Annotated in this window: 31 protein-coding genes; 11 read left to right on the forward strand and 20 right to left on the reverse strand. The window is 48.0% G+C overall.

Annotated elements, in window-relative coordinates; all coding sequences use genetic code 11:
• Nucleotides 1-47: 47 nt before the first annotated feature.
• The 4 genes from tusD to ACGHZ6_RS12405 are packed head-to-tail and all read left to right on the forward strand — an operon-like array spanning nucleotide 48 to nucleotide 1,466.
• On the forward strand, nucleotides 48-434 hold the full coding sequence (tusD, locus tag ACGHZ6_RS12390; RefSeq protein WP_390614275.1) for a sulfurtransferase complex subunit TusD: 387 nt from the start codon (nucleotides 48-50) through the stop codon (nucleotides 432-434).
• A gap of 5 nt (nucleotides 435-439) precedes the next feature.
• Nucleotides 440-799, forward strand: coding sequence for a sulfurtransferase complex subunit TusC (gene tusC / locus ACGHZ6_RS12395; protein WP_390614276.1), 360 nt, complete (start codon nucleotides 440-442; stop codon nucleotides 797-799).
• Nucleotides 800-815: 16 nt separating this feature from the next.
• Nucleotides 816-1,127 carry a sulfurtransferase complex subunit TusB gene (gene tusB, locus ACGHZ6_RS12400; RefSeq protein ID WP_390614277.1) on the forward strand — a complete coding sequence of 104 codons (312 nt, stop codon included), beginning with the start codon at nucleotides 816-818 and terminating at the stop codon, nucleotides 1,125-1,127.
• A 6-nt stretch (nucleotides 1,128-1,133) separates the two neighbouring features.
• Nucleotides 1,134-1,466, forward strand: coding sequence for a TusE/DsrC/DsvC family sulfur relay protein (locus ACGHZ6_RS12405; RefSeq protein ID WP_390614278.1), 333 nt, complete (start codon nucleotides 1,134-1,136; stop codon nucleotides 1,464-1,466).
• A gap of 11 nt (nucleotides 1,467-1,477) precedes the next feature.
• Here ACGHZ6_RS12405 and ACGHZ6_RS12410 read toward each other — a convergent pair whose 3' ends face one another.
• The 4 genes from ACGHZ6_RS12410 to ACGHZ6_RS12425 all read right to left on the reverse strand — a co-directional run bounded on the left by ACGHZ6_RS12410 (nucleotide 1,478) and on the right by ACGHZ6_RS12425 (nucleotide 3,577).
• Nucleotides 1,478-1,885, reverse strand: coding sequence for a secondary thiamine-phosphate synthase enzyme YjbQ (locus ACGHZ6_RS12410; RefSeq protein WP_390614279.1), 408 nt, complete (start codon nucleotides 1,883-1,885; stop codon nucleotides 1,478-1,480).
• A gap of 90 nt (nucleotides 1,886-1,975) precedes the next feature.
• On the reverse strand, nucleotides 1,976-2,464 hold the full coding sequence (gene rraA, locus ACGHZ6_RS12415; RefSeq protein ID WP_390614280.1) for a ribonuclease E activity regulator RraA: 489 nt from the start codon (nucleotides 2,462-2,464) through the stop codon (nucleotides 1,976-1,978).
• A gap of 23 nt (nucleotides 2,465-2,487) precedes the next feature.
• Nucleotides 2,488-2,793 (reverse strand): Rieske (2Fe-2S) protein, encoded by a 306-nt coding sequence (locus tag ACGHZ6_RS12420; RefSeq protein WP_390614281.1) that lies wholly within the window; start codon nucleotides 2,791-2,793, stop codon nucleotides 2,488-2,490.
• Nucleotides 2,753-3,577, reverse strand: a complete 825-nt coding sequence (locus ACGHZ6_RS12425) for an alpha/beta hydrolase (protein ID WP_390614282.1) — start codon at nucleotides 3,575-3,577, stop codon at nucleotides 2,753-2,755. The genes ACGHZ6_RS12420 and ACGHZ6_RS12425 overlap by 41 nt, the downstream gene beginning before the upstream one ends.
• Nucleotides 3,578-3,991: 414 nt before the next feature.
• On the opposite strand from ACGHZ6_RS12425, the gene pabB reads away from it, so the two are divergent.
• Nucleotides 3,992-5,350 (forward strand): aminodeoxychorismate synthase component I, encoded by a 1,359-nt coding sequence (pabB, locus tag ACGHZ6_RS12430; protein ID WP_390614283.1) that lies wholly within the window; start codon nucleotides 3,992-3,994, stop codon nucleotides 5,348-5,350.
• Nucleotides 5,351-5,423: 73 nt separating this feature from the next.
• On the opposite strand, the gene thrH is transcribed toward pabB, so the two are convergent.
• On the reverse strand, nucleotides 5,424-6,041 hold the full coding sequence (thrH, locus tag ACGHZ6_RS12435) for a bifunctional phosphoserine phosphatase/homoserine phosphotransferase ThrH (RefSeq protein WP_390614284.1): 618 nt from the start codon (nucleotides 6,039-6,041) through the stop codon (nucleotides 5,424-5,426).
• Between the two features lie 505 nt (nucleotides 6,042-6,546).
• On the opposite strand from thrH, the gene ACGHZ6_RS12440 reads away from it, so the two are divergent.
• Together ACGHZ6_RS12440 and ACGHZ6_RS12445 are read left to right on the forward strand one after the other, a co-directional pair.
• A complete protein-coding gene (locus ACGHZ6_RS12440) occupies nucleotides 6,547-7,269 on the forward strand; it encodes a phosphoadenylyl-sulfate reductase (RefSeq protein ID WP_390614285.1) in 723 nt (240 codons plus the stop codon).
• Nucleotides 7,270-7,298: 29 nt separating this feature from the next.
• On the forward strand, nucleotides 7,299-7,634 hold the full coding sequence (locus tag ACGHZ6_RS12445) for a hypothetical protein (RefSeq protein WP_390614286.1): 336 nt from the start codon (nucleotides 7,299-7,301) through the stop codon (nucleotides 7,632-7,634).
• Between the two features lie 75 nt (nucleotides 7,635-7,709).
• Here the strand turns inward: ACGHZ6_RS12445 and ACGHZ6_RS12450 are convergent, their stop codons facing one another.
• On the reverse strand, nucleotides 7,710-8,111 hold the full coding sequence (locus tag ACGHZ6_RS12450; RefSeq protein ID WP_390614287.1) for a hypothetical protein: 402 nt from the start codon (nucleotides 8,109-8,111) through the stop codon (nucleotides 7,710-7,712).
• Nucleotides 8,112-8,284: 173 nt separating this feature from the next.
• On the reverse strand, nucleotides 8,285-9,259 hold the full coding sequence (gene cysB / locus ACGHZ6_RS12455) for an HTH-type transcriptional regulator CysB (protein ID WP_390614288.1): 975 nt from the start codon (nucleotides 9,257-9,259) through the stop codon (nucleotides 8,285-8,287).
• A gap of 144 nt (nucleotides 9,260-9,403) precedes the next feature.
• Between cysB and ACGHZ6_RS12460 the strand changes: the two genes are divergently transcribed.
• Nucleotides 9,404-10,180, forward strand: a complete 777-nt coding sequence (locus ACGHZ6_RS12460; protein ID WP_390614289.1) for a sulfite exporter TauE/SafE family protein — start codon at nucleotides 9,404-9,406, stop codon at nucleotides 10,178-10,180.
• 22 nt (nucleotides 10,181-10,202) lie between these two features.
• On the opposite strand, the gene ACGHZ6_RS12465 is transcribed toward ACGHZ6_RS12460, so the two are convergent.
• The 3 genes from ACGHZ6_RS12465 to ACGHZ6_RS12475 form a co-directional block, all read right to left on the reverse strand.
• Nucleotides 10,203-10,733: a universal stress protein gene (locus ACGHZ6_RS12465; RefSeq protein ID WP_390614290.1), complete on the reverse strand. Its 531-nt coding sequence runs from the start codon at nucleotides 10,731-10,733 to the stop codon at nucleotides 10,203-10,205.
• A 128-nt stretch (nucleotides 10,734-10,861) separates the two neighbouring features.
• The gene (locus tag ACGHZ6_RS12470; protein WP_390614291.1) at nucleotides 10,862-11,788 is read right to left on the reverse strand and encodes a 5'-nucleotidase; all 927 of its coding nucleotides are present in this window, start codon (nucleotides 11,786-11,788) and stop codon (nucleotides 10,862-10,864) included.
• 31 nt (nucleotides 11,789-11,819) lie between these two features.
• Nucleotides 11,820-12,797, reverse strand: coding sequence for a quinone oxidoreductase family protein (locus tag ACGHZ6_RS12475; RefSeq protein ID WP_390614292.1), 978 nt, complete (start codon nucleotides 12,795-12,797; stop codon nucleotides 11,820-11,822).
• 111 nt (nucleotides 12,798-12,908) lie between these two features.
• Here ACGHZ6_RS12475 and ACGHZ6_RS12480 point away from each other — a divergent pair, with 111 nt between their 5' ends.
• Nucleotides 12,909-13,160 (forward strand): hypothetical protein, encoded by a 252-nt coding sequence (locus ACGHZ6_RS12480; RefSeq protein ID WP_390614293.1) that lies wholly within the window; start codon nucleotides 12,909-12,911, stop codon nucleotides 13,158-13,160.
• 26 nt (nucleotides 13,161-13,186) lie between these two features.
• Here ACGHZ6_RS12480 and ACGHZ6_RS12485 read toward each other — a convergent pair whose 3' ends face one another.
• The 8 genes from ACGHZ6_RS12485 to ACGHZ6_RS12520 form a co-directional block, all read right to left on the reverse strand.
• A complete protein-coding gene (locus tag ACGHZ6_RS12485) occupies nucleotides 13,187-14,539 on the reverse strand; it encodes an alanine/glycine:cation symporter family protein (RefSeq protein WP_390614294.1) in 1,353 nt (450 codons plus the stop codon).
• Between the two features lie 29 nt (nucleotides 14,540-14,568).
• Nucleotides 14,569-15,579 (reverse strand): D-cysteine desulfhydrase family protein, encoded by a 1,011-nt coding sequence (locus tag ACGHZ6_RS12490; RefSeq protein ID WP_390614295.1) that lies wholly within the window; start codon nucleotides 15,577-15,579, stop codon nucleotides 14,569-14,571.
• Nucleotides 15,580-15,680: 101 nt separating this feature from the next.
• A complete protein-coding gene (gene yajC / locus ACGHZ6_RS12495) occupies nucleotides 15,681-16,013 on the reverse strand; it encodes a preprotein translocase subunit YajC (RefSeq protein ID WP_390614296.1) in 333 nt (110 codons plus the stop codon).
• A 162-nt stretch (nucleotides 16,014-16,175) separates the two neighbouring features.
• Nucleotides 16,176-17,177, reverse strand: a complete 1,002-nt coding sequence (locus tag ACGHZ6_RS12500) for a helix-turn-helix domain-containing protein (RefSeq protein ID WP_390614297.1) — start codon at nucleotides 17,175-17,177, stop codon at nucleotides 16,176-16,178.
• Nucleotides 17,178-17,548: 371 nt separating this feature from the next.
• A complete protein-coding gene (bcp, locus tag ACGHZ6_RS12505; RefSeq protein ID WP_390614298.1) occupies nucleotides 17,549-18,025 on the reverse strand; it encodes a thioredoxin-dependent thiol peroxidase in 477 nt (158 codons plus the stop codon).
• Nucleotides 18,026-18,082: 57 nt separating this feature from the next.
• The gene (locus ACGHZ6_RS12510; RefSeq protein WP_390614299.1) at nucleotides 18,083-18,592 is read right to left on the reverse strand and encodes a DUF2244 domain-containing protein; all 510 of its coding nucleotides are present in this window, start codon (nucleotides 18,590-18,592) and stop codon (nucleotides 18,083-18,085) included.
• Between the two features lie 166 nt (nucleotides 18,593-18,758).
• Nucleotides 18,759-19,742 carry a malate dehydrogenase gene (locus ACGHZ6_RS12515; RefSeq protein ID WP_390614300.1) on the reverse strand — a complete coding sequence of 328 codons (984 nt, stop codon included), beginning with the start codon at nucleotides 19,740-19,742 and terminating at the stop codon, nucleotides 18,759-18,761.
• A 316-nt stretch (nucleotides 19,743-20,058) separates the two neighbouring features.
• Nucleotides 20,059-20,679 (reverse strand): dUTP diphosphatase, encoded by a 621-nt coding sequence (locus ACGHZ6_RS12520; protein WP_390614301.1) that lies wholly within the window; start codon nucleotides 20,677-20,679, stop codon nucleotides 20,059-20,061.
• Nucleotides 20,680-20,931: 252 nt separating this feature from the next.
• On the opposite strand from ACGHZ6_RS12520, the gene ACGHZ6_RS12525 reads away from it, so the two are divergent.
• Together ACGHZ6_RS12525 and ACGHZ6_RS12530 are read left to right on the forward strand one after the other, a co-directional pair.
• Nucleotides 20,932-21,468, forward strand: coding sequence for a phosphatase PAP2 family protein (locus tag ACGHZ6_RS12525; RefSeq protein WP_390614302.1), 537 nt, complete (start codon nucleotides 20,932-20,934; stop codon nucleotides 21,466-21,468).
• A gap of 26 nt (nucleotides 21,469-21,494) precedes the next feature.
• Entirely contained in the window at nucleotides 21,495-22,568 is a 1,074-nt protein-coding gene (locus tag ACGHZ6_RS12530; RefSeq protein ID WP_390614303.1) for an MJ1255/VC2487 family glycosyltransferase, read from the forward strand.
• Between the two features lie 186 nt (nucleotides 22,569-22,754).
• Here ACGHZ6_RS12530 and ACGHZ6_RS12535 read toward each other — a convergent pair whose 3' ends face one another.
• A complete protein-coding gene (locus tag ACGHZ6_RS12535; RefSeq protein WP_390614304.1) occupies nucleotides 22,755-23,531 on the reverse strand; it encodes a TatD family hydrolase in 777 nt (258 codons plus the stop codon).
• 143 nt (nucleotides 23,532-23,674) lie between these two features.
• Nucleotides 23,675-24,025, reverse strand: coding sequence for a PilZ domain-containing protein (locus ACGHZ6_RS12540; protein WP_390614305.1), 351 nt, complete (start codon nucleotides 24,023-24,025; stop codon nucleotides 23,675-23,677).
• Between the last annotated feature and the right edge of the window lie 84 nt (nucleotides 24,026-24,109).

Below are 24,109 nucleotides of genomic sequence, written 5' to 3' on the forward strand. Positions count from 1 at the left end.
CTTTTTTATTTTTATCAATTGCCCGTCAAGCCTGTTAAAATCCTTGCATGAAATTCTCCATCGCCATTTACGCCGCCCCAGGCCAGCAAGCCGCCTATTCAGCCTTACGATTTGCCCAAAGCGTTATCGATCAAGGCCACAGCATTTACCGGCTGTTTTTCTATGCCGACGGCGTGCATAACAGCACCAAACTGGCCAGCCCTCCCCAGGATGAGATTCACCTACCCGACCAGTGGCAAGCTTTCATCCAGGACCACAACCTTGATGCTGTGGTATGCATTGCGGCTGCACTGAGACGCGGTATCCTCGATCAAACCGAGGCTGACCGCTATGAAAAAGATGCAAACAACCTGCAAGCAGGTTTTGAACTCTCAGGACTGGGCCAGCTGGTAGATGCCGCCGTGCACTCAGATCGCATTATTACGTTCGGGTAAGAGAAATGAGCAAGAAGTTATTATTTCATTTTACTGCAGCGCCCTATGGCTCCACCCGCGCCAAGGATGCCCTTGATGCCGTACTGGCAGCCTCGGCCTACGAGCAAGATATCAGCCTGCTTTTCAGCGGCGACGGTGTTTTCCAACTTCTGAACACACAAGACGGACATGCCGCAGAGCAAAAAAACCTGGCTTCACTACTCAGTGTTTTTCCCATGTATGACATTGAAAAAATTTTTGTTCAAGCCAGCGCCCTTTCACAACGCCAACTAAACCTTGAGCAATTGGCCGTAGACAGCCAACCACTTACCGACACAGAAGTGGCTGCCCTTATGGATCAGCAAGACAGCCTTTTTAGCTTTTAAATTTGTAACCCATACCATGACTACCTCAACTCTGCATACGGTTAGCAAATCGCCATTTCAATCAAATTTGCTTGCCGACTGCCTGAATGTGGCGCAAGCCTCTCAATCCATTGTACTACTCGAAGATGGCGTATACGGAGTGCTGGCCTCATCACCAACTAATGAAAAACTCGCGGAGTTTATCAATGCCGGAGGCCATGTATTTGCCCTCGATATCGATTTGGCAGCCAGGGGCATAAGTACACAGTACGATAAAATCACGCCACTGGATTACAACCGCTTTGTAGAGCTTTGCACGCAACACAACCCCATTCAAAGCTGGTATTAATTCGCCATGTCTCTCGACATCAACAACAAAAGCATCGCCACAGACAAGGATGGCTACCTAAAAGATCTCAACGATTGGGATACCGATATAGCGCAAGCATTGGCAAACGGTGAAGATATAGAGCTTAGCGAGGCTCACTGGGAAGTGATTTGGTTGCTGAGGGAATTTTACCAAGAGTTCGAACTTTCCCCGGCCATGCGCGTACTGGTAAAACAAGTCGGCAATAAATTAGGCAAAGATAAGGGGCGCAGTATTTATCTTATGCAGCTGTTTCCGCCTTCACCGGCAAAAGTAGCCGCAAAAATTGCTGGCCTGCCGCGACCCACTAACTGCCTGTAAAAATACTTAGACTACTCGCCCAAATGCACAATCACCTTGCGGCGGCCCGCATGATGGCGGTGCTCCCACAAAAAAATCCCCTGCCAGGTCCCCAGTGCTAACTGCCCATCCACAACAGGCACCGACAGGGAAACCGCTGTTAGGGCGCTTTTAATATGTGCCGGCATATCATCAGGCCCTTCGAGGGTATGGGTGTACAAGGCATCATTTTCTGGTACCAAACGATTTAGCCATGCCTCCAAATCAACCCTGGCACTGGGATCATAATTTTCCTGAATTAGCAGACTTGCAGAAGTATGCTGGATAAACAGCGTACACAGCCCCTCATTAATAGCCGATCGATCAACCGCTTTATGAACGTGCGGCGTAATATCAAGCAACCCCTGACGGCTAACAGCAACATCAAATTGTGTAATCATATATCTACCTAAAAAAATCGCGCCTAAACGTTAAGGTGGTAACTACCCCAGCGCTATAGACGCGACCTTAAAAAGCTTAAGCCTGCGGGTTTATTCTGGCATTGATAGAGCCTGGCTTGAAACAATCACACCGTTATTGTCGGCATAGATAAATTCACCCGGTGTAAATGTCACACCACCAAAGGTAACCTCAACATTCAAATCACCCAAACCACGCTTTTCTGTTTTCATTGGATGAGAACCCAGTGCCTGAACGCCTAAATCAAGCTCAGCAATGGCATCAACATCACGAATACAGCCATACATAATGATGCCTTCCCAGTCATTGGCAACAGCCTTTTCAGCCAACATATCACCCAGACATGCACGACGGAAAGAGCCACCCGCATCAACAACCAGCACTTTACCTTTACCCGGCTCGGCGACCTGCTCACGCACCAGAGAATTATCCTCAAAGCACTTGATGGTTACGATTTCACCACCAAAGGAAGGACGACCACCAAAATTCACGAACATAGGCTCAACAACACGCACCAGCTCAGGGTATGCATCACAGAGATCCGGGGTTAAATATTCCATAAAACAGCCTTAATGATTTGAGATTATAAATACACACCAATGGTCTGCCCCTCATAGGCAGGCATCAGTTTAGAAAGCCCTTGTTTGCAGCCCGACCTATGGGGTGCACCTGTTCTTAACGAAAACTCTATTCCATGCATTGGGCAACGAATAATATCACCGCTGACAGTCGCAAACGTCAGTGGTGCATCAGCATGTGGGCATCGATTTTCCAACAGATAACTTTGATCATCACTGTGTATTAACAGCAGCTCACGACCCTCAACACGAAAAACCCTTTGGTAGCCTTCACGTAGTTGATGTAGCTTCTCTAGCGGATAATAAGTCACTGTCTTGCCCTCTGGATGAACATTCCATATTTAGCCTTGCCAGCAACAACTGACAGACAACATCAACCTCATCACTCGCATGCAGGTGCAAACAACCTGCCATGCCATTCAGTTTGTCGGAGAGACTCTTATTTTCACCTATTATTCGCTGCAACTTTTTATTCTGCAAGACAAACTCAGCCTCCGATCCCAACCAATGCAAAGGAATACCAGAGCTCCCCAACTGAGACCAAAAATCCTTTCCAAGTGACATCCCTAACGATGCAAAAAGCGTTTGCTCTGCACGGTGCATAGCCACAAGCTGCGCTGATTCAGGTTCTGGTCCCCGGTCAGATTGGCGATGATAACCACGCAGCAACAGTTTCTGCAGTTGACCGACAAATGGTAACTTCATCCATCCAGGCACAGCCCAAGGGCTGCCAAGACCAATAACCGCCAACGCGGACTCCTGCAATAAAGAACCAGAAGCCAGCGCGAACAGCAAACTGGTCACACCTTCATTATGACCAAGCCAATAAGGCTTTGTACCGGTCTTTTCCGCCACAAAGGCATTTACGGCAGGAATATCGTAGCGCGCATAATCCAATAGCGAGTTATCAGCATAGTGCTGATTTACAGGAGAAAGTCCATGCCCTCTAGCCTCCATTAACCAGACATCGAAATGGTCCAACAACCGGGTCGCAACCCCCTCGCCTTGTGGGCTATACCAAAAATAACGATTTTGGTAACTACCATGCAATAAAATCAGTGCAGGCCTGGGCGCCTGATCAGACTTAATATCCATGGGCACAAGATGCGTAACCGCAATCTCAACCTGTTTATCAGGGCTGTTATTGGGCTTTATTAGATAGGTATCTTCCGTGCACGTCCCTAGCACTTCCGCGCGCATTAAACGTACGGGAAATAAGCGGCTACTGCTCTTCACTAAGTATTCTCACCCCAAATGGCCAACTTACTACGTCCAACTTTTCTACAATTGAATAGACAAACCCTGAATATAAAAGAGTATAAAGGGTTCTGCTTTACAAACTGGCAAAATTGGCGACTTTTTAAGGGGGCGCATTATACGCACATTGAGGCAATTTGATGACAAGCCAATACAGCAGTATTTAAGGTGACCACTAAAGCATGGAAAAATCAGCGATATGCCCCTAAAATGCCGCGCCTAACTCCAGTGCATACAACCCCAGGATCATTGATGGCTACCCCACACCTAGTGGAAATACCCTACCAGTCCAGCCTTGGCTATTTCCTTGCTATTCGCCATATGTCATGGCCTGTGTGGCTTGACTCAGGCCCGGAAGCCAGCAATCGAGGCCGTTATGACATTTTGGCTGCCGCTCCTGAAACACAACTGATCAGCTCAGGCAACAACGTCAGCATAACAACCAAAGAACAAAGCCTGACGCGAACAGGCAACCCCCTGGACATTCTGGCCGAACACCTACCTGACTACACCTGCTGTGGAAAAGCTGACATTCCTTTTTGTGGTGGCGCTATTGGCTACCTAGCCTACGACCTTGGCCGCCAATTGGAAACCCTGCCCGAACAGGCAGAGAATGACATACAGCTACCCGATATGCAGATCGGTATCTATTCCTGGGCCGTGGTACAGGATCACATGCTGAAGCGCAGCCATCTGGTGGCCCTGCCAAGTGTTGAGCGATGTGAACTTGAACAATTGGCAGAGCAATTAAAACGCCCTAAAGACATTAATACACCTTTTAAAATCAAAGGGTTAGAGTCTAATTTTGATGTAGAATCTTATTCCAAAGCCTTCACCAAAATACAGGAATATATCCATGCCGGTGATTGCTATCAGGTAAATCTGGCGCAACGGTTCAGCGGCGACTATTCCGGAGACCCTCTAACCGCCTATATCGAACTAAGGAAAAAACTTCCTTCACCCTTTAGCGGTTATTTTGAGCCCGACCAGGGCGCCATCCTCAGCCTTTCTCCAGAACGCTTCGTGGAAGTAAAGCAACGCCGAGTGAAAACACAGCCAATCAAAGGCACCATCTCGCGAGGATCTACCCCTGAACAAGACCAAAGCAACGCGTATGCACTTAAGAACAGCGTTAAAGATCGCGCGGAAAACCTGATGATTGTCGACCTGCTTCGCAACGACCTAAGCAAAGTTTGCAGCGAGGGCAGCGTCTCGACAACCCGCCTATTCGACCTGGAAAGCTACGCCAACGTTCATCACCTTGTTAGCACCATTGAAGCAGAACTTGAAGAGCAGGAAACGCCTACCTCTCTGTTAAAAAGCAGCTTCCCCGGCGGCTCTATCACCGGCGCACCTAAAATCCGCGCCATGGAAATCATCGAGGAACTGGAACCCTGCAGACGCTCCGCCTACTGTGGCAGCCTGGGCTATATCAGCGCCAACCAGAATATGGATACCAATATTGCAATTCGCACCCTGGTTTGCGACCAAAGTAATCGCATCCACTGCTGGGGTGGTGGCGGCATCGTAGCGGATTCAGATATGGAAACGGAATACCAGGAAAGCCTCACCAAAATCGGCGTTATCCTCGACACCCTTCAAAGCCTGTAACCCTCATAATCAAACAAAAAAGGCCGCAACACTTGCAGTGATGCGGCCTTTTTAATGACTTAGAAAAACTATATTACAAGGTCAAATTGCGATCACTGGCCTTGATAAACTCTTTCTTTAAGTCTTCATAGGTGTGCACTGCAGGATACTGCGGGAATTCATCAATAACGTTCTGCGGAGACTTAAACAGAATACCTGCATCAGCTTCAGCCAGCATGGTCGTATCATTGTAGGAATCACCTGCAGCGATGGTGCGATAGTACAAGGACTTAAATGCTACGATGGACTGACGCTTTGGGTTTGGCTGACGGATTTTATAGTCAACAACCTTACCAGACTCATCAACACCCAACTTGTGACAAAACAGCGTTGGATACCCCAACTGCTTCATCAGGGGGCCAGCAAATTCATAGAAGGTGTCAGATAGAATAATGACTTGGAAACGCTCGCGCAGCCAATCTACAAACTCCTTGGCGCCATCCAGAGGACTCAAGGTTGAAATCACTTCCTGAATCTCGTTCAAACCAAGATTGTGCTTCGCCAATACACCCAGGCGCATGGTCATCAGTTCGTCATAGCATGGAATATCGCGAGTCGTAGCCTTCAACTCTTCGATACCGGTCTTTTCAGCAAATTTGATCCAAATTTCGGGGATCAATACCCCTTCTAAATCTAAACAAGCGAGTTCCACGTGTTTAATCCCCTAACATTTAAGGCTGGCATAAATCGGCCCATTCGGACCCGTTTTAAAAAGATGCGCCAATCTACCCTGTTCGCCCTCCGACCGCAAATACTTCTCCTTTTTCACGTGGAACATATAATCAAAACGATTAAAAACCAACCACAACCAAAACTGTTTAACATTTAGGCAGCACGCTAAACCCCTCGTATTTGCTGGCCATAACACCAGATAGTGCGTACAAGCATAAATAAAACCACCACATAGTGTGCAAACGCAGCCCAAAATGCGCAATTATAAATCAATGTTCCACAACCCATAAATTTAATCTCTTACACACCAACAAAAAGCACATACATTTGAGCTATAAGGCTATGACCTATCCGTATTGTTAAGTTGTAAACAGCTCTGGTATCCTTCGCCGCCTAATAAAGCTCGCCATTAGAGCAGCTAAACGCAAGCAAAGGCGCCCATAAGCGCCACACCGTGATTACTGATAAAACGTAGGATTTCGACCATGACGGCAATTGATACCGTAGATCTGGATGCCAAACTGCAACAGCAAGAGCCTAAGGACATCATCGCTTACGCTCTTGAGCAGTTCGATAACATCACCATCTCCTTCAGTGGTGCTGAAGATGTTGTCCTGATCGACATGGCAAGCAAAATCAATCCTGACATCCAGGTTTTCTGCCTCGATACAGGCCGTCTACATGCTGAAACCTACCAATATATTGAAAAGGTACGCGAGCATTACGGCATATCTATAGATGTCGTATCTCCTGACGGTGAAGCCGTGCGCAAGCTGGTTGCCGAAAAAGGCCTGTTCAGCTTCTACAAGGACAATCACCAGGAATGCTGTGGCGTGCGTAAAATTGCCCCATTGCGCAAGAAATTGCTGGAAGTCGACGCCTGGATCACCGGTCAGCGTAAAGACCAAAGCCCTGGCACTCGCGCCAGCATTCCTGTTATCCAGGACGACAAAGTCTTTGCTCGCCCCGGCGAGACACTGACCAAGTTTAACCCACTGGCCAACTGGAGCTCGAAGCAAGTCTGGGACTATATTCGCATGTTCGATGTACCTTACAATGAACTACACGACAAAGGCTTCACCTCCATTGGCTGTGAGCCCTGCACCCGCCCTACTGGCCCAAATCAGCATGAGCGTGAAGGTCGCTGGTGGTGGGAAGAGGCAACCAAAAAGGAATGTGGCCTGCACGGCGGTAATATCAAGAAGTAATACTGCTGAGCAATGAATTAGGAGTACTAATGAAGATTACACTGGTTAAAAAGATTCTGGCTGACGGCTCACCTTGTAAAAAGTGTGCCGATGTACTGCAAAAGCTGGAAGACAGCGGTCAAATGGCACAAATCAACGAAGTTTTGGTTGCCGATGAGCGTGATCCGGAAAGCCCAGGCATGAAGCTATCCGCCAAGCTGGACGTTAACCGCGCCCCTTTCTTTGTCGTTGAAGAAGACGGTAAAGAGCCTGTCGTTTACACCGTTTATTTTAAGTTTGTTAAGGAAGTACTGGATCAAAAGACCAGTGAAGAAGAAGAACTTAAAGAAATCATGAATGACAATCCGGATCTGGACTTCCTGTAATCAGACCGCTATCAGTGCAGCAGGTAAAGACCCAAACCCTTACCTGCTCGTCACCTCGCTTCTCGCCAGCGCATCCTAGCTTTTTCTAACCGTAAACGCCGTTATCTCATTACTGGCTGCCGATACCGTACATACCGCCTGGGCACTGTAACTGTATTTCGAATAAAAACTGCCAGGCTTTTCAATCACCTCAAGATCAACATATACCACATGAGCATTGTCTTTCTCGTCATAGCGACTTGAACGGGAATCAACCGTTACATGGCGAAGCTTATAAGGAATGGCTTTTTGGATATGATCACGGCACGGAAAGAATGCATCACTCAAGTTGTAAGCTATGCGACCACTGCCGTCACCACTCCGCGCATCAATCTCATCTGTTGAAGAATTAGTGACATACAATGTGGTCGCCACAGAGGCACCTATGACCGTACTTGCAGCCGCAAAAACCGTGAGAATCTCTTTTGTTTTTAGCACTATTATGTCCCCTACGCTTTAACCGCTGAAATAAACCGTTGGATAAATTTATTATAGCGATTCAAATGCCAAAAGCTGGCCGCATGAACAAACTTGTGAAATGGTCTACATCTCTTTTGCGAGACATATAAAAAAAGGGCCTATAAAAGCCCCTTTTTTAATCAGCCAACCCCTTAGTAGGTGGGTAACTCTATATGCTCAAAGAGCTCATCCAGTTCCGCTTTGGAATGGCGGTTATAGGCTTCCGAGACAACCTCACGATTGAGGTGAGGCGCAAACTGCTCAATGAAGTCATACATATAACCACGCAGGAATGTGCCACGACGGAAACCAATTTTGGTGGTGCTAGCCTGGAACATATGACTGGCATCAAGTGCAACCAAATCATCGTCCAACTCTTCGTCATAGGCCATTTTAGCAACAATACCGATACCCAACCCCAGGCGGACATAGGTTTTGATCACATCGGCATCGGCCGCAGTAAATACCACCTTGGGTGCTAAACCACGCTCAATAAAGGCTTCGTCGAGTTTTGAGCGGCCGGTGAAACCGAACACATAAGTCACAATTGGATGCTTGGCTACATCCTCCAAACTTAAGCTCGATACATGACACAATGGATGATCTTTAGGAACGATAATACAGCGATTCCAACGATAACAAGGCATCATCAACAGGTCGCTGAATAACTCCAGGGCCTCGGTGGCAATGGCGAAGTCGACGGTACCATCGGCAGCCATTTCAGAAATTTGCATTGGTGTTCCCTGATGCATATGCAGGGATACATCGGGGTATTCATTGATAAAGCTGCCAATAACCTTCGGCAACGCGTAGCGTGCTTGGGTATGTGTAGTTGCCAGGGACAAGCTACCTTTCTTTTCATTGCTGAACTCTTGCGCAACCTGCTTGATGCTTTCTACTTTGCGCAATATTTCTCCGGCGGTTTTTAAGATCGCCTCACCAGCAGGGGTGATGCGCGTCAAATGTTTGCCGCTTCTGGAGAAAACCTCGACCCCTAACTCATCTTCCAATAACCGAATCTGCTTACTGATGCCAGGCTGGGACGTGTACAGACTCTGCGCTGTGGCAGAGACATTCAAGTCGTGATGCGCGACTTCCCAGATATAACGCAGCTGTTGCAGTTTCATATGCCCTCCGAATGGCTGCACTACTGATTATAAAAATATACGAAAATATTCTTTTCCAGAATAGATAGAATTCAGTATATTTGCCAGCCAAATTTTACTTTTGATTCTGATAAAAACCGCTATCAATAACTTTAGCCTATATTCATGGAAATCTTGCTTTATATTTTAGCCGGGGCTGCCGTAGGGTTAGCTGTAGGAATTACCGGTGTTGGTGGCGGCTCCCTGATGACCCCCCTGCTCATCTTATTCGGATTTCCATACCATATCGCCATTGGTACCGATTTGATGTATGCCGCCATCACCAAGGCCGGCGGCGTTGTTGCCCACAAGCGCCAAGGCACTATTCGTTGGCAACTGGTAATACTGTTAGCGGCAGGAAGTATTCCCGCTGCACTATTAACTGCATTTTTATTGGATCAAGTCTTTACCGATGCCCATGATTACGGCCCCCTGTTAACCACCAGCCTGGGGATTATGCTGATTCTAACCTCTGCAGTACTGCTGTTTAAAAGCCGCATGACTGAGCAGGTGCACACAAAGCCCCCTTCCTGGGCACAACGCCACGCCAAGCCCATAACCGTCATAATGGGCTTTATACTAGGCACACTGGTAACACTGAGCTCCGTCGGTGCCGGCGCCATTTGTGCAGCCATATTATTGGTACTCTACCCTCGCCTTCCAGCTTTGCACGTAGTAGGTACAGATATCGCTCACGCCGTACCGCTGACACTGATTGCCGGCCTGGGTCATATGATCTTTTTGGGGAATGTCGACTTCAGCCTATTGGCTTGCCTGCTTATCGGTTCGCTACCAGCGATCCATGTGGGAACAAGACTAGGAGCCAAGCTGCCCAATCAAGTGTTACAGCCTATTCTTGCCAGCATTTTGATGATTCTGGGAATTAAGTTCGCGCTTTTCTAGACAAACAGGAAAGGCAAGGATATTAGCGGAGTGTCGCACCACCGAGGTTGCCGGTGCGGCCATGCAGCTTCTGCGGATCCATCATTGGCACCATATATACCGGCACCTTGGATAACTGTAAAACTTTACTGGTGACAGAGCCAATTACATTGCCATCGAGCGCCTGAGCACCGTGACTCCCCATGACAATCAGGTCTGCCTGCTGTTCACGCGACTCCCTCAAGATAATCTCTGCCGGCTTACCCTGAAGCACCCTAATCGCCGCTATTCGGGCAATATCCTTGTCTGACTCCATATATTGATCGGCTAGTGCCTCAAGAATTTTGTGCTTGATATTGGTGAGCATGCCAGAGGACCCTGACTCACCAAAGGGGTTGTCCTGGGGATCTTCCAGATAGGTTTCCACGACAGCCTGAGCAAAGCTACTAAGTGGCTCTACCGCGTGCACCACAACTATTGAAGCGTTACAGTTCTTCGCCAGTTCAGTGACGTGCTGCAGGGTATAGTCAGTAAAGGGACCCAAATCCGTAGCGAACAGAATATTGTTAATCATGCCTCCCCCTGATCTCTCTCGGAAGCAGGTGTTACTTTTGACTAAATGTTAGTCTCCATTAACTGAAAGAATAGCAGGATATGGGGATTTACCAGTTTGTATAAACAAAAAGTCTATTCTGGCCAGCATTAAGAATCAGAGACTATAGACTCATTAGCAGAGGGCTCATTGGCCACACCGTGGGGAACATGACCGGTCGCGACATGCTCGCGCGCTGAATGGCAGTGCCCAGGCTGATCATCGAAGAATACGTCAGCCCCATAGGCACGTAGGAACTCGCCCTTATCCAAACCACCGAGAAACAGCGACTCATCGATACGAATATTCCAGGCTCTTAGCGTTAATATCACCCTTTCATGGGCAGGAGCAGACCGTGCAGTAACCAGTGCTGTGCGTATGGGGGCATCCTCTTCACTAAACTCCGCCTGAAGCCCCTGCAAAGCAGACAGAAAGGCTTTAAATGGCCCGCCACTTAACGGCTTTTTAGCCGCCGCACGCTCACTGGCAGTAAAGGCCTCAAGGCCTTGCGACTTGTAGATCTTCTCAGCCTCATCGGAGAACAGCACGGCATCGCCATCAAAGGCAAAGCGCAACTGATCACCGTGATCACTTTCACTGTTGGAAGCCATCAGTGTTGCAGCCGCAACACCATGATCGAGTGCATTTCTAACATCATCGGCATCTGTCGAAAGAAACAGGTGAGAGCCAAAGGCATTGATATAGCGATATGGACTTTCACCACCACAAAACGCAGCACGGGTTATATTTAAGCCGTAGTGTTCAATGGAATTAAAGACACGCAACCCGGTATCAGCACTGTTACGCGACAGCAAAATCACCTCGACTCGCGGAGCACCTAAGCGCTCATTAAGGCGCAATAACTTTTGCACCATCGGGAAGGCATCGCCCGGCTGAAGAACGTCATTTTCATGGTCGATCTGATATTGAGAATAGGCATCCAGGCCGTTTTCGATAAATACCTGATGGCTATCGTCCAAATTAAATAATGCCCGAGATGATATTGCTATCACCAACTTATTATTTAAGTCCGCCATAATTCCCCCATTCTCAACCCAAGCATGCCCCTTAAGGAAGCAGTATTGAAGAACCTGTCGTTAAACGCTGAGCCAAATCATCCTGAGCCTTGGCCGCATCCTTTAACCCATAACGTTGATTAATGCTGACTTTTACATGGCCTTCACGAATCGCCGCAAACAACAGGCCTGACAATTCTAACATTTCCGCCCTGTCTTCAATATAGTCCGCCAGACCGGGGCGTGTCATAAACACCGAGCCTTTTTGCAGCAGAGTTAACGGCGCAATAGCCTCCACGGGACCCGAAGCATTACCAAAACTCACAAACAAACCGCGCTTGGCAAGGGAATTTAGTGACGCTTCACAGGTAGCTGCACCCACGGAATCAAACACCACCTCGACACCTTTTCCGCCCGTTAGACGGCGCACCTCTTCGGCAACATCCTGCTGATCATAAAGAATGGTCTCATCACAACCATTAGCCTTAGCCAGCACCGCTTTTTCTTCACTCCCCACAGTACCTATTACATAGGCACCAAGATGTTTTGCCCACTGGCTGAGTAAAGTGCCTACTCCCCCTGCTGCTGCCTGAATCAGGATATTTGCGCCAGCTTGCAGCGGAGCCGTTTTGTAGAGCAAATAAGCTGCTGTCAGGCCCTTCAATAGCACTGCTGCAGCAGTTTCATCGTCAATATCATCAGGCACTGGGATCAAACAGTTCTCAGCTACAATGTGCGCCTCAGCATAGCTCCCCAGGCCACCTTTGCAGTAGGCCACTCGATCTCCAGCTGAAAATTGAGAAACACCACTACCGACAGCCTCAACCACACCTGCTGCCTCAATACCCAGCCTGCCGGGTAATGTCATCGGATAAAGGCCTTGGCGGAAATAGATATCGATAAAATTAATACCTATTGCCGTATGTCGCACCAGCACATCATTCGCGCCCAACTCCGGCAAGTCGACATCCTGCCACTGTAAAACGTCTGAACCACCATGCTGATGAATAACAAAACCTTTGCTTTTCATTTTTACCCCTATCTAATTACGTAAAGCGAGCTTGGCGATCATAGCCTACACTGAATGTTATGATTTAATAACAGCTGAGCCACTCAGCCTGGCAATACAGATGTAAATACCATGAAGCAGCAACTGTTAAGTTATGCCAGCGATCTCGCCGCACTTCTCACTAATCGCCCTATTGCCCTGACCCTACTGACACTCTTACTGTATAAAATTTATAGCCTGGCGCCAGAAACGCTGCTATACAGCCTTGCCATACTACTATTGAGCTCACTGTGTGCAGCTCGCTGGGTGCTCCACTATATCGCCCAAAAACACATAGAATACGCTGAGACTTACCAGGCGATTAAACGCGATAAACCTCAATGACAATCGGATCTCTATAGCTATTTGCTTCAGGCCTTCTGACTTTCAAAATAATCGCGCGTTAACTTAGCAACTACGCCCGACAATAATAAAAGCGCCAACAGATTGGGAACAGCCATAAGTCCATTCAGGATATCTGCAACCGTCCACACCAGCAAAACCTCACTGGTGGCACCAAACCAAATTACGGCGACCCAAATAATTCGAAATGGATAAACCACTTTAGGTCCCAACAGATACTGGGCGCAACGCTCGCTGTAGTAGCTCCACCCCAGGATGGTGGTAAATGCAAATATCGCCAGGCCAACAGCTACTATTTCATCACCAAAGGAAAACACACTGGAAAAAGCCGCTTTGGTCATGGCCACATTAATGGCTTCACCTTGCCAGGCACCACTGACAACAATACACAAACCGGTAATGGTGCAGATAATTAAGGTATCGATAAAAGTACCCAACATCGCAACTGTTCCCTGGCGCACAGGATTATTCGTTGCGGCAGCGGCATGGGCAATAGGTGCACTACCCAACCCTGCCTCGTTGGAAAACACTCCACGCGCAACACCAAACTGAATCGCCAGCATAATGCCTACACCGGCAGCACCGCCACCAACAGCTTGCGGATTAAACGCACCAATAACAATGGTCGCAAGGGCATCGGGGATAGCCTGAATATTGGCAACAATTACCGTCAAGCCTACTAGCAAATACAGTAACGCCATAATCGGCACCAAAAAGCTGGCCACCTCTGAAATGCGCTTAATGCCACCCAACAGCACCAAGGCCGTCATCGCCATAATCACCAGAGCTGTTGTTTCTTGTGCAATATCAAAAGAGCCTGCCAAAGCATCGGCAACGGAATTGGCCTGCACACCGTTACCAATACCAAAACCGGCCAAAGCGCCGAAGAATGCAAACGCTACAGCCAGCCAACGCCAATTACGTCCTAAGCCGTTACGAATGTAATACATCGGGCCGCCGACATAATGTCCATTGGTATCTGTCTCGCGATAGTGGACAGCACAAACGCCTTCAGCATATTTAGTTGCCATACCGACCAGAGCGCTACACCACATCCAAAATAATGCTCCGGGCCCACCCAACGTAATCGCCGTTGCAACACCGGCAATATTACCCGTTCCGATCGTGGCAGAAAGTGATGTCATCAACGCTGCAAATGGCGAAATCTCACCTTCGCCCTGGGCTTTTGTACCAGAAAAAAGCTGACGAAAACCATAGCCGATATTGCGCAGCGGCATGGCTCGCAAACGAATCATTAAGAACAGCCCGGTTCCCAAAATCAGTGGCAACAAAAAGAAAGGCCCCCAAATAATGCCGCTGATTCCCCCTAATTGTTCTTCAAGTGCAACAAGCATTTCCATCTATATTTTCCCCAAGTTTTTCTTGTTATTTATTGTTGGAAGAATTGATCCCGCTGCGGAAACACCCCAAAGATACCCCCGGTATGAACAAAGACAACATCAGAACAATGATTATATTTTCCCGCTTTAATATCAGACACTAAACCGTAAAACGCTTTACCGGTATATACAGGATCTAACACCAAACCCTCTTCGCGAGCCAACCACTGAATGCAATCGAACACCGCTTTATCAGCTTTGGCATAACCCGGGCCAATATAGTTATCGTTTACCTGTATATCCAACACCGCTAGATCAATATCCAAACCATAGCGTTTTTTCCAACCACTAAGATCGTGCATGACTTTGGTTTGGAAATAATGTTCATCGTCACACACAGCCATACCCACAACAGCGGCCCCAAGCTGATACAAGAAAGCTCCGGCAGTTAAACCTGCCTGTGTACCGCCTGATCCCGTCGCAACAACAATGTGAGAGGGTTGAATGTTATGCAACTCAAAATCACGACGCAGCTCCTTGCAGGCATTCACATAACCCCACACACCGATATCATCACTTGCCCCAGTGGGAATCACAAATGGCTTTAAGCCTTTAGCTCGGTATTGCTCAGCGGTCTCTTGCAATAATTGTTCAAGGTTGTTTGCATAATAACCAGGTCTGTAAGTGCTAATCTCAGCTCCAGCAAGTTGGTCTAAAAGTAAGTTACCATCAGCAACTGAATCGGGCTCCCCACGCAAAACAAGATGTACTTTGAGCCCAAGCTGGGCACCCAACAAAGCGGTAGCACGGCAGTGATTGGACTGTAATCCGCCACAGGTAATAAGGACATTAGCGCCCTCTTCTTGTGCCTGGGCCAAGGTAAATTCCAACTTGCGAACCTTATTGCCACTGAGCAGACTGCCGGTTAAGTCATCTCGCTTTACCCAGATAGTCGGCCCCTGCAAAGCAGTGGTTACGCGAGACAATTTCTGTAATGGCGTAGGCGTTTGCGCTAACGTAAGGCGCTTGGGATAGGTAATTAACGATTCCTGGATTGACATGATCTGCTGAGTCCTTCTACAGGCTGAAACAAGAAAAGTTCAGGCAAAAAAAAGCGGTCAACTGAGGACCGGCTTTTTAAGGGATACTGCTCATCCATCGTTTAGATAGACTTAATAGTACCTTTGGGCAATACCGCATGCAGTGCAACTTTCTGGAACTTCAGTTCAACGCTATTACCGGTTTCCAAAACAAGGTAATCACCCTCAACACGAATAACCTTACCCAGCATACCGCTATTCATCACGACCTCATCACCTTTGGATACCGCATCAACCAGTTCCTGATGTTCTTTTTGGCGCTTACGCTGCGGACGAATAATAAACAGGTACATAAAGATGAACAGACCACCGAACATAATCAGGGTCATCATTGGGTTACCTTGTGGTGCTGGAGCCTGGGTTTGAGCCATGGCTGCAGGAATGAAAAACTCCATTCAAATTACCTCTTATTTAAAGACTGTAAGGTTCAATTCTTGAGAACGGCTAACTCTACCCTTTTTGTTATAAGCAGGCAATGGCACGTTACATAGGTAAACAGAAGAAAGCCCCGCCAGGCAAGGCCTGACAGGGCGTTATAGCGTTAATTCTGACTGCGTTTAGGCGTAATCGCGGAACAGCTTTCTAAATGTACTCGGCGATAAACCGGTCCAACGTTTAAAGGCGTTGGTGAAGCTGGTGCGATCAGAGAAATCGAGGGAGGCAGAGATACTGTCAATGCTCATATTTTGCTCAATCAGACAATAGATTGAGTGATGGAAGCGCACCTGGTCGCGCAATTGAGCAAAACTAATACACTGTTGCTGTAAGCGTCGCTGCAGGGTTCGCTTGGATAAGTTTAATTCCTCGGCAATATAATCTATCGCCAGAGAGGACTTACCTATGCGTCGCTCCAGAACTTCCACAACACGACCCGGTATGCCGTAAACTTCTGGCAGACGCGCCTGCTGCACGTATTCATCGAAGGTTTTTACACCTGCAGTTGCAAAGGCTGGGGGAAGCTTGGCTTCTTCTACACCATGCAATCTTTGTAATTCCGTCATTTTGGCCACTCCTTTTGCCATAAGCTCAGCCGTTTCTATATCGATAGATGAGAAGGCATTTTGCTTAGGGGTCGACGAGACAAATGATAATACACCGTAAAACTGCCCAGAAACAACAATGGGCACGCCTATATAAGCGTAGACGTCTTTTCCATTGTAGCCAACTTCTGAGGAATGGGTACTTTTACATTCAATTGTTGCGACGGAGATTTGATTTTCCACTATCGACCTGGTCCATGGCAAAAGCCTGGCTACATCTTTTTCTTGTTCCCTTAGTTCTTGATTCCCTTCACTTTTTATTAGTGCCATTGTCTTGTGCTGACCACTGGAAGACAACTTCAAAAACTCGGCATTATCTAGCTGAAAAAAAGCACAGCCCGCCTCCAGATAGGCAAGGATATGCTTGCGGCTGTCGGCATACGAATCAATTAACAGCCCATGCAGATAATGTAGCCTGTCGGCAAAGCTATCAAAATTATATTGAGCAGCTACCTCTTCAATACCCGAATCTACTGCCGGGTCATTTTGATCGTGTATTGACGGTAATCTTTTCGCCATAGAGTTCTACTCGGCACCTTTGACTTTTATCACTCCCAGCTATAGGAGTTAACTATCCGATTTGCTTACAGTTTTACTGATTTTTTACTGTATTTTCGGAAAGCCTAACGTATGCCTAATAAGGTTTGATAACTAGTCTCAATCGCGCCAGCATGTTGCTTTTGATGACAATAGTTGCAATTTATTAAGTCGCTCATACCTATAATTGAATCAGGTGTAAGGCGCAGTAAATTATTATTGTTAGTTTTCAGTAGCTTAGAGACCAAATCGGCCAGCTCTCCTTCAATCAGGATTATAACTATAAGTTATAAGATTTCCAGATGCATAATGTGAAGTGTGGCACGTTAGCGACGTGCCACAGGCTGATTTGATCAGAGATCCAGCTCATCAATGAGAGCCAGTACATCTTCATGATGGGATTTGGTTTTGAATTTATCCAGAATATGCTTTAGACGACCATCCTTGCCAATGATAAAGGTGGTTCTGACTGTCCCCATATTTTCCTTACCCATAAACTTCTTCAGTTGCCAGCAGCCATATTTATCAATGATTGCGTGATCTTCATCGGATAACAGAGGGAAATTGAATTCGTACTTGTCATGAAACTTCTTGATCTTGGCTACCGGGTCAAAGCTAACACCAATGGCCACGTAATCGCGCTTATCAAGCTCAGTTTTAATATCCCTAAGTCCCTCACCCTGTACCGTACATCCCGGTGTCGAAGCTCGAGGGTAAAAGTAAAGAATAACGTTTTTCTTATCGCGAAAGTCTTTTAGCGCAACCTTCTCGCCATCTTGGTTTTGGAGTGAAAATGCCGGCGCCAAATTGCCAACTTTGGGGAATGCCATGAAAGGAATACCTTTTCAGATCAGTGGGTTAACTTCACGGCATTATAACGGCACAGCCTAGAATTGACAGACACACCACTCACTGACTGATTTGGCTCGCAGCCCCTGCTGCTTAAAGGTTTCGATAACCGAGCGCAAATCTTCTTCGGCGAGAAAATCACCCAGCTCCACCAAACCCTGATCACCACACAAAGTAACATGGTGCAAGCAATCAGTAGCATCATGAAAAACCAATAAAAGCAGATTACTGCGGGTAAAATCCCAGCACACTTCCGGCTCTTCGCTGCCCTTCTCCACCAGAATATGATCCGCAGCGAAAGAAATCACTTCACGGGTATCGCGGTAGCGTTTAACCAAGAGCAAAACTGCCAGCAATACCAACAGTTCGATGCCGATAAAAGGAATTATGACCCAGGCCCCCGCCACAGCAAAGGCAAAACTCAGCAGACAGAACAGGATAAACGCTGCAAACAACATCATTTCGTAGCCTACCCATGACATTGAACTGTTTGGTTCAAGCACCACGCGGGCAGCTTGTGGATTTCGCCCTTCGAGTTTAGTTACCATCAGTAAACCCCTGCCTACGGCTAAGTACTGCTTAATTTTTAGCCTAGCACAGAATTCTGTTTCTCCGCGTCAAAGCCTACCTGTCGACCTCATCGTAAAACAGACAGACATAAAAAAAGCGCAGCTTTATAAGCTGCGCTTTTTAGAGGGACAAAAAGTCTGTTGCTTATGCAGGCAGCAGATCTTTAACAGCGTCACGCTCTTCTTTCAGCTCGTTTTCGGTAGCGGCCATCTTCTCGCGAGAGAATTCGTTGGTCTCGATACCTTGAACGATAGTCCAGTCACCGTCTTTACAGGTACATGGGTAACCGTAGATCAGGCCTTCTTCGATGCCGTAAGAACCGTCGGAGTATACACCCATGGTTACGTAGTCACCTTCTGGAGTGCCCAGAGCCCAATCACGCATGTGGAAGATAGCAGCGTTAGCAGCAGAAGCGGCAGAAGAAGCGCCACGTGCTTCAATGATGGCAGCACCACGTTGCTGAACGGTTGGAATGAAGTCGTTTTCGTACCAAGCCTGATCGATCAGGCCCATGGCATCAGCACCGTCAACGGTGGTGTTGTGGATGTCTGGGTACTGAGTCGCAGAGTGGTTACCCCAAATAATAACGTTCTTAACGTCATTGATGGTTTTACCGGTCTTTTCAGCCAGCTGGCTCATAGCACGGTTATGATCCAGACGCATCATAGCGGTGAACTGACGTGGATCGATGTCTGGCGCATTGCGCTGAGCAATCAGAGCATTGGTGTTAGCAGGGTTACCAACTACCAGTACTTTGATGTCACGGGAAGCGTGATCGTTGATCGCTTTACCCTGAACAGAGAAGATAGCAGCGTTAGCTTCCAGCAGGTCTTTACGCTCCATGCCAGGGCCACGAGGACGAGCACCTACCAGCAGCGCGTAATCAGCATCTTTGAAGGCAACGTTTGGATCGTCGGTACAAACCATGCCAGCCAGCAGTGGGAATGCACAATCGTCCAGCTCCATAGCAACACCTTTCAGGGCGTTCAGGGCAGGAGTGATTTCCAGCATTTGCAGAATAACAGGCTGATCCTTGCCCAGCATTTCGCCAGCGGCGATGCGGAACAACAGGGAGTAGCTGATTTGACCAGCGGCGCCAGTAACGGCAACACGTACGGGTGCTTTCACAATTTTTCTCCGTTAACTCTCAGTAGAGGGATTCCAGACTCAAAACAGAGCCCAAGAATATAATTCGAGATCGCTTCTAAGCCAGGCTCTCAAGATAAAGTATCGAGACAAGTTTGCTTGCAGATACCAGATGAGAACATTTCGCGATCAGGCGGTGCGCAATTATAGGCGAATAGAGGAAAAATGCATTAAAAAGATGTTTTCCTGCGACTATAGTCGGTATTTACAGGGTAAATGCCCTACTTTTGTCTGGCCGCCCTAAAACAAGGCAGACGAAAGCACCAAGTTGACACTTTCGCCCACTTAACATCCTGTATTAGGCAGTAACAGCCGCTTGATAACGTTCAGCTAACGCTGAGTAGAGGTCATCTTTAAAACTGGCGCTTTGACTGTCGAGCTCAGCCATCGCCTCAACCAGATGCTCGTTATCTTCACGACCAGCCCAGAGTTTCTGGTAGCTGCCATCTTTGTAGCCATTATCCTGGCGGAAGAAGTTCAATACGTTCTTGCCTACATAACCGGTATAGAGCTCATTCAGGCTCAGCTCCATGCCTGCCATCAGACGGCCAAAGGCGGCAATATTAAAGCCGCGTGAGGTCAATGTCGCGCCGGCAAAAGCCTCTAGATCGAGACGAAAATCAGGCTCATCAGTTTCAATGACCAATTCGGCGCTAATCTTCTCGGCAATCTCCTCCATTGAGGCCCCAGATTGGAGCAAAATGCTCAAACCGAAATGCCAGATATCAATCAATTCCAGCTTCACCTGCTCAACGTCCGGGCTCTGCTTCTTCCACCATTTCCAACCGTAATGGTCCAGCAGCTCGCCACACTCGATCCAGATGGCCCGATACCACTCGAAGCCCTGGTCTTTCCACTGTGGGTGTACTTTGGCGTTCATGCTGTCCTGTAATTCCAGCATAGTGATCAACTGCTGCATTAAATCCCCCAAGAGATGTTGTATTCAAATATTGGCGCAGATCTTACCACACCCACCTACCGGTTGTGCCCTGCTTGTTTGACCTGGAAGTTCACCAAATCGTCACACAACATCCACAGATCTGTCACAGATGCGCACTAGCCTCTGATTACGTGAAAATTCTATGACAACGATGTTTTTAACAATGTTTTTAACAATGTTTTTAACAGCGACGCTTCTAACAACAATGGTTTAGCCCTGTGCAGGTGACCTATGCGACTGCTTGAGAATATCCATAACTACGACCTTGTAACCTTCAATTGGTGTCTTGCCCGCAAATATCGTCAACTCATGATTCAAATCAGCCGAATCGTATCCAAAACGGCTGATGGCCACCTGTACGGGATGCTAGGCGTCGTCCTTGTACTGACAGGTTATTACACCCTTGCTGCGCTTATGACCGCCACCCTGATCGCGGAGCGCCTGATGTACCTGACCCTAAAAAACCGCCTGCGTCGAAATCGCCCACCACAGGCAATTCCAGGCTTCGAAAGTATTGTTACACCCAGCGACCAATTCAGTTTCCCCTCAGGACACACGTCAGCCGCCTTCCTGTTTGCAGGGCTGATTAGCGCCGCCTGGCCTACAGCTGCTCTAGCCCTATACCCCTGGGCCATTCTTGTGGGCTGTTCCCGCGTCATGCTCGGCGTGCACTTCCCTACTGACACCATTGCTGGCGCCCTGCTTGGCTATATCTTTAGTGTGCTAGGGCTCTACACCCTGCAAGTCATGCAACTGTCGATAATCTAATCCCCAATTCCAACAGGCAAAACCTTATGAGAATCCTTTACGGTGTGCAGGGCACAGGCAATGGTCACCTGAGTCGTGCCCGGGCTATTGCACCCCATCTGGCCGCTGCTGGCGCCGAAGTAACCTACCTGTTTAGCGGCCGCGAGCGCGACCAATTCTTCGATATGGAACCCTTTGGCGATTGGATCTGCCTCAGCGGTATGACCCTGTTAACTGCCAATGGCAAAGTACGAACCCTGGCTACCGCCCAACGTAACAACCCTTGGCGTCTGTGGCAGGAAATCAAAAACCTGGACCTGTCTGGCTACGATCTGGTCATCACCGATTTCGAACCCGTTTCAGCCTGGGCCGCAAGGCGTCAAAAAGTCCCCAGTATTGCCGTAGGACACCAGTACGCATTCCACTACGATATTCCTCAAACTGGCGATTCCATTATCAGCCGTAATGTTATGCGCATGTTTGCCCCCGCCAAGGTTCAACTCGGTTTGCACTGGTATCACTTTGAGCAACCCATCCTGCCACCAATCTGTGATCTGGATGAGCACCCGTCAGCGGTCATTGATAACAAGATTATTGTTTATCTGGGCTTTGAATCCCCAGACGTGGTTATCCCCCTGCTGAAAGCCTTTCCAGAAACAGAATTTTATTACTACTGTGCAGAATTTAATCAGGCAGAAGACCTGGGCCATATCCATAAACGCCCTATTTGCCGCGATGGGTTCAAGAAAGATCTTGCAGATTGCTACGGCGTAATCTGCAATGCCGGTTTTGAGCTGGTCAGCGAAGCTCTACACCTGAGCAAGCGCGTGCTGGTAAAACCTCTGCATGGCCAAATGGAACAGCTATCCAATGCCCTGGCCCTGGAGCAGCTCGATCTTGGTAGTACCATGGACGAGCTCAACAAAGACTCCATTGGCACTTGGCTAAAAACCGCCAAACAACCTCACTGCCAGTATCCTGATGTAGCCAAAGCTATTGTTGAGTGGATTATGGCTGGTGACTGGTCTTCCCCAGGGTCACTATCCGAAAAACTCTGGTCACAAACGAATCAAACAGTTGCCAAGAGCTATCAAACAGAAGAAGCCGTAACCTCCAGTTAATTGCATATGATTCGGAGCGCACTGGTGACCTGAAGGTCGGAACTCCATTCCCCCCTTAGAAACCTTCGGAGGCGTCCATGCCTCCGAAGGTCTTGGAAGGCTATAACGAACCACAATCTTAAGCCGACCTTTCGAATTCTTTTCCAAATCCTGATGTGAACAAGCCTAACAACTTACAGCGTTAGGTTAAGCGGCCTTATTAAATAATCTATGGAAGTTTTCACCAGTAATTCTTGCCAGCTCTTCGTATTCAAGACCCCGTAAATCCGCAATAAACTCAGCCACCTCACGCACAAACGCTGGCTCGTTAGGCTTACCGCGATAAGGGACTGGCGCAAGGTACGGCGAATCAGTCTCCACAAGCAAGCGATCAAGAGGAACTTGCCTAGCTACATCGCGTAATTCTTCGGCATTTTTGAAGGTCACGATACCAGACAGGGAAATATAGTAATTGAGATCTAGAGCCTGCTTGGCCATTTCCCAGGATTCAGTAAAGCAGTGCAGCACGCCAGCTGACTCCAGATTACCGTGCTTTCGAATTAATTCGATGGTGTCTTCACGGGCATCTCGGGTATGCACGATCACAGGTAGGTTAGCCTGGCTAGCGGCCTCCAAATGCACAACAAAGCTTTCCTGCTGAACACTCTTATGATCCTGCGTGTAGTAATAGTCCAAACCGGTTTCACCGATGGCGACCACCTTAGGATGAGCGCCCCACTCTACCAGCTGCTCGACTGAAGCCAAGCCTGCCTCAACATCCAGCGGATGAACCCCAACCGACGCAACCACCTCGTCATACTGCTCAGCAATAGCGACAACCGGTTCCCGGTTATCCAGGCTGATGCCGACACATAACATCTGCTCCACCCCCCGTTCACGAGCCGCCGCAACGGCTTTACTGAGGTCGCCGTCGTATTTATCGAGCTTTAGGCGATCCAGGTGACAGTGGGAATCAATTAACATAACAACCTCTAATAACTCTCTTAAACTATAGGGGGCAGAAAATTTAGCCCGCTATTTTAAAGCCTTAAGCGGCCTCACACAAAAGGCAGCCACAAAAAAGCCAGGCTTAATGCCTGGCTTTTTCATCGGAATCAGGAACAGGATTACATAGTGTGGGTTGGACGATCAGAATCCAGCGAGCCAGCCAAGTAGGTCTCAATTTTCTTTGCCGCGGTATCGTCCTGGTCGCTGAACTGAACCCCTACACCAGCGGCCCTGTTGCCCTGTGCAGCCTTTGGGGTTACCCAAACAACTTTACCAGCGACAGGAATCTTCTCGGGCTCATCCATGAGGTTGAGCAACATAAAGACTTCATCGCCCAGCTTGTAATCCTTGTTGGTGGGAATAAATAAACCACCATTTTGAATAAACGGCATATAGGCCGCATACAGCACCGCTTTATCTTTAATAGTCAAAGACAAAATACCGTTGCGGGCTCCACCTAATCCTTGCATAACTGATCAAATTCCAACCAAGCCGGTAAAAACCAGCTTATGTAAAACACGTCTATGTTAAGACAACGTAATGACAGCGCTGTA

It is taken from the genome of Maricurvus nonylphenolicus (genome assembly GCF_042854845.1).
Lineage (GTDB): Bacteria > Pseudomonadota > Gammaproteobacteria > Pseudomonadales > Cellvibrionaceae > Maricurvus > Maricurvus nonylphenolicus.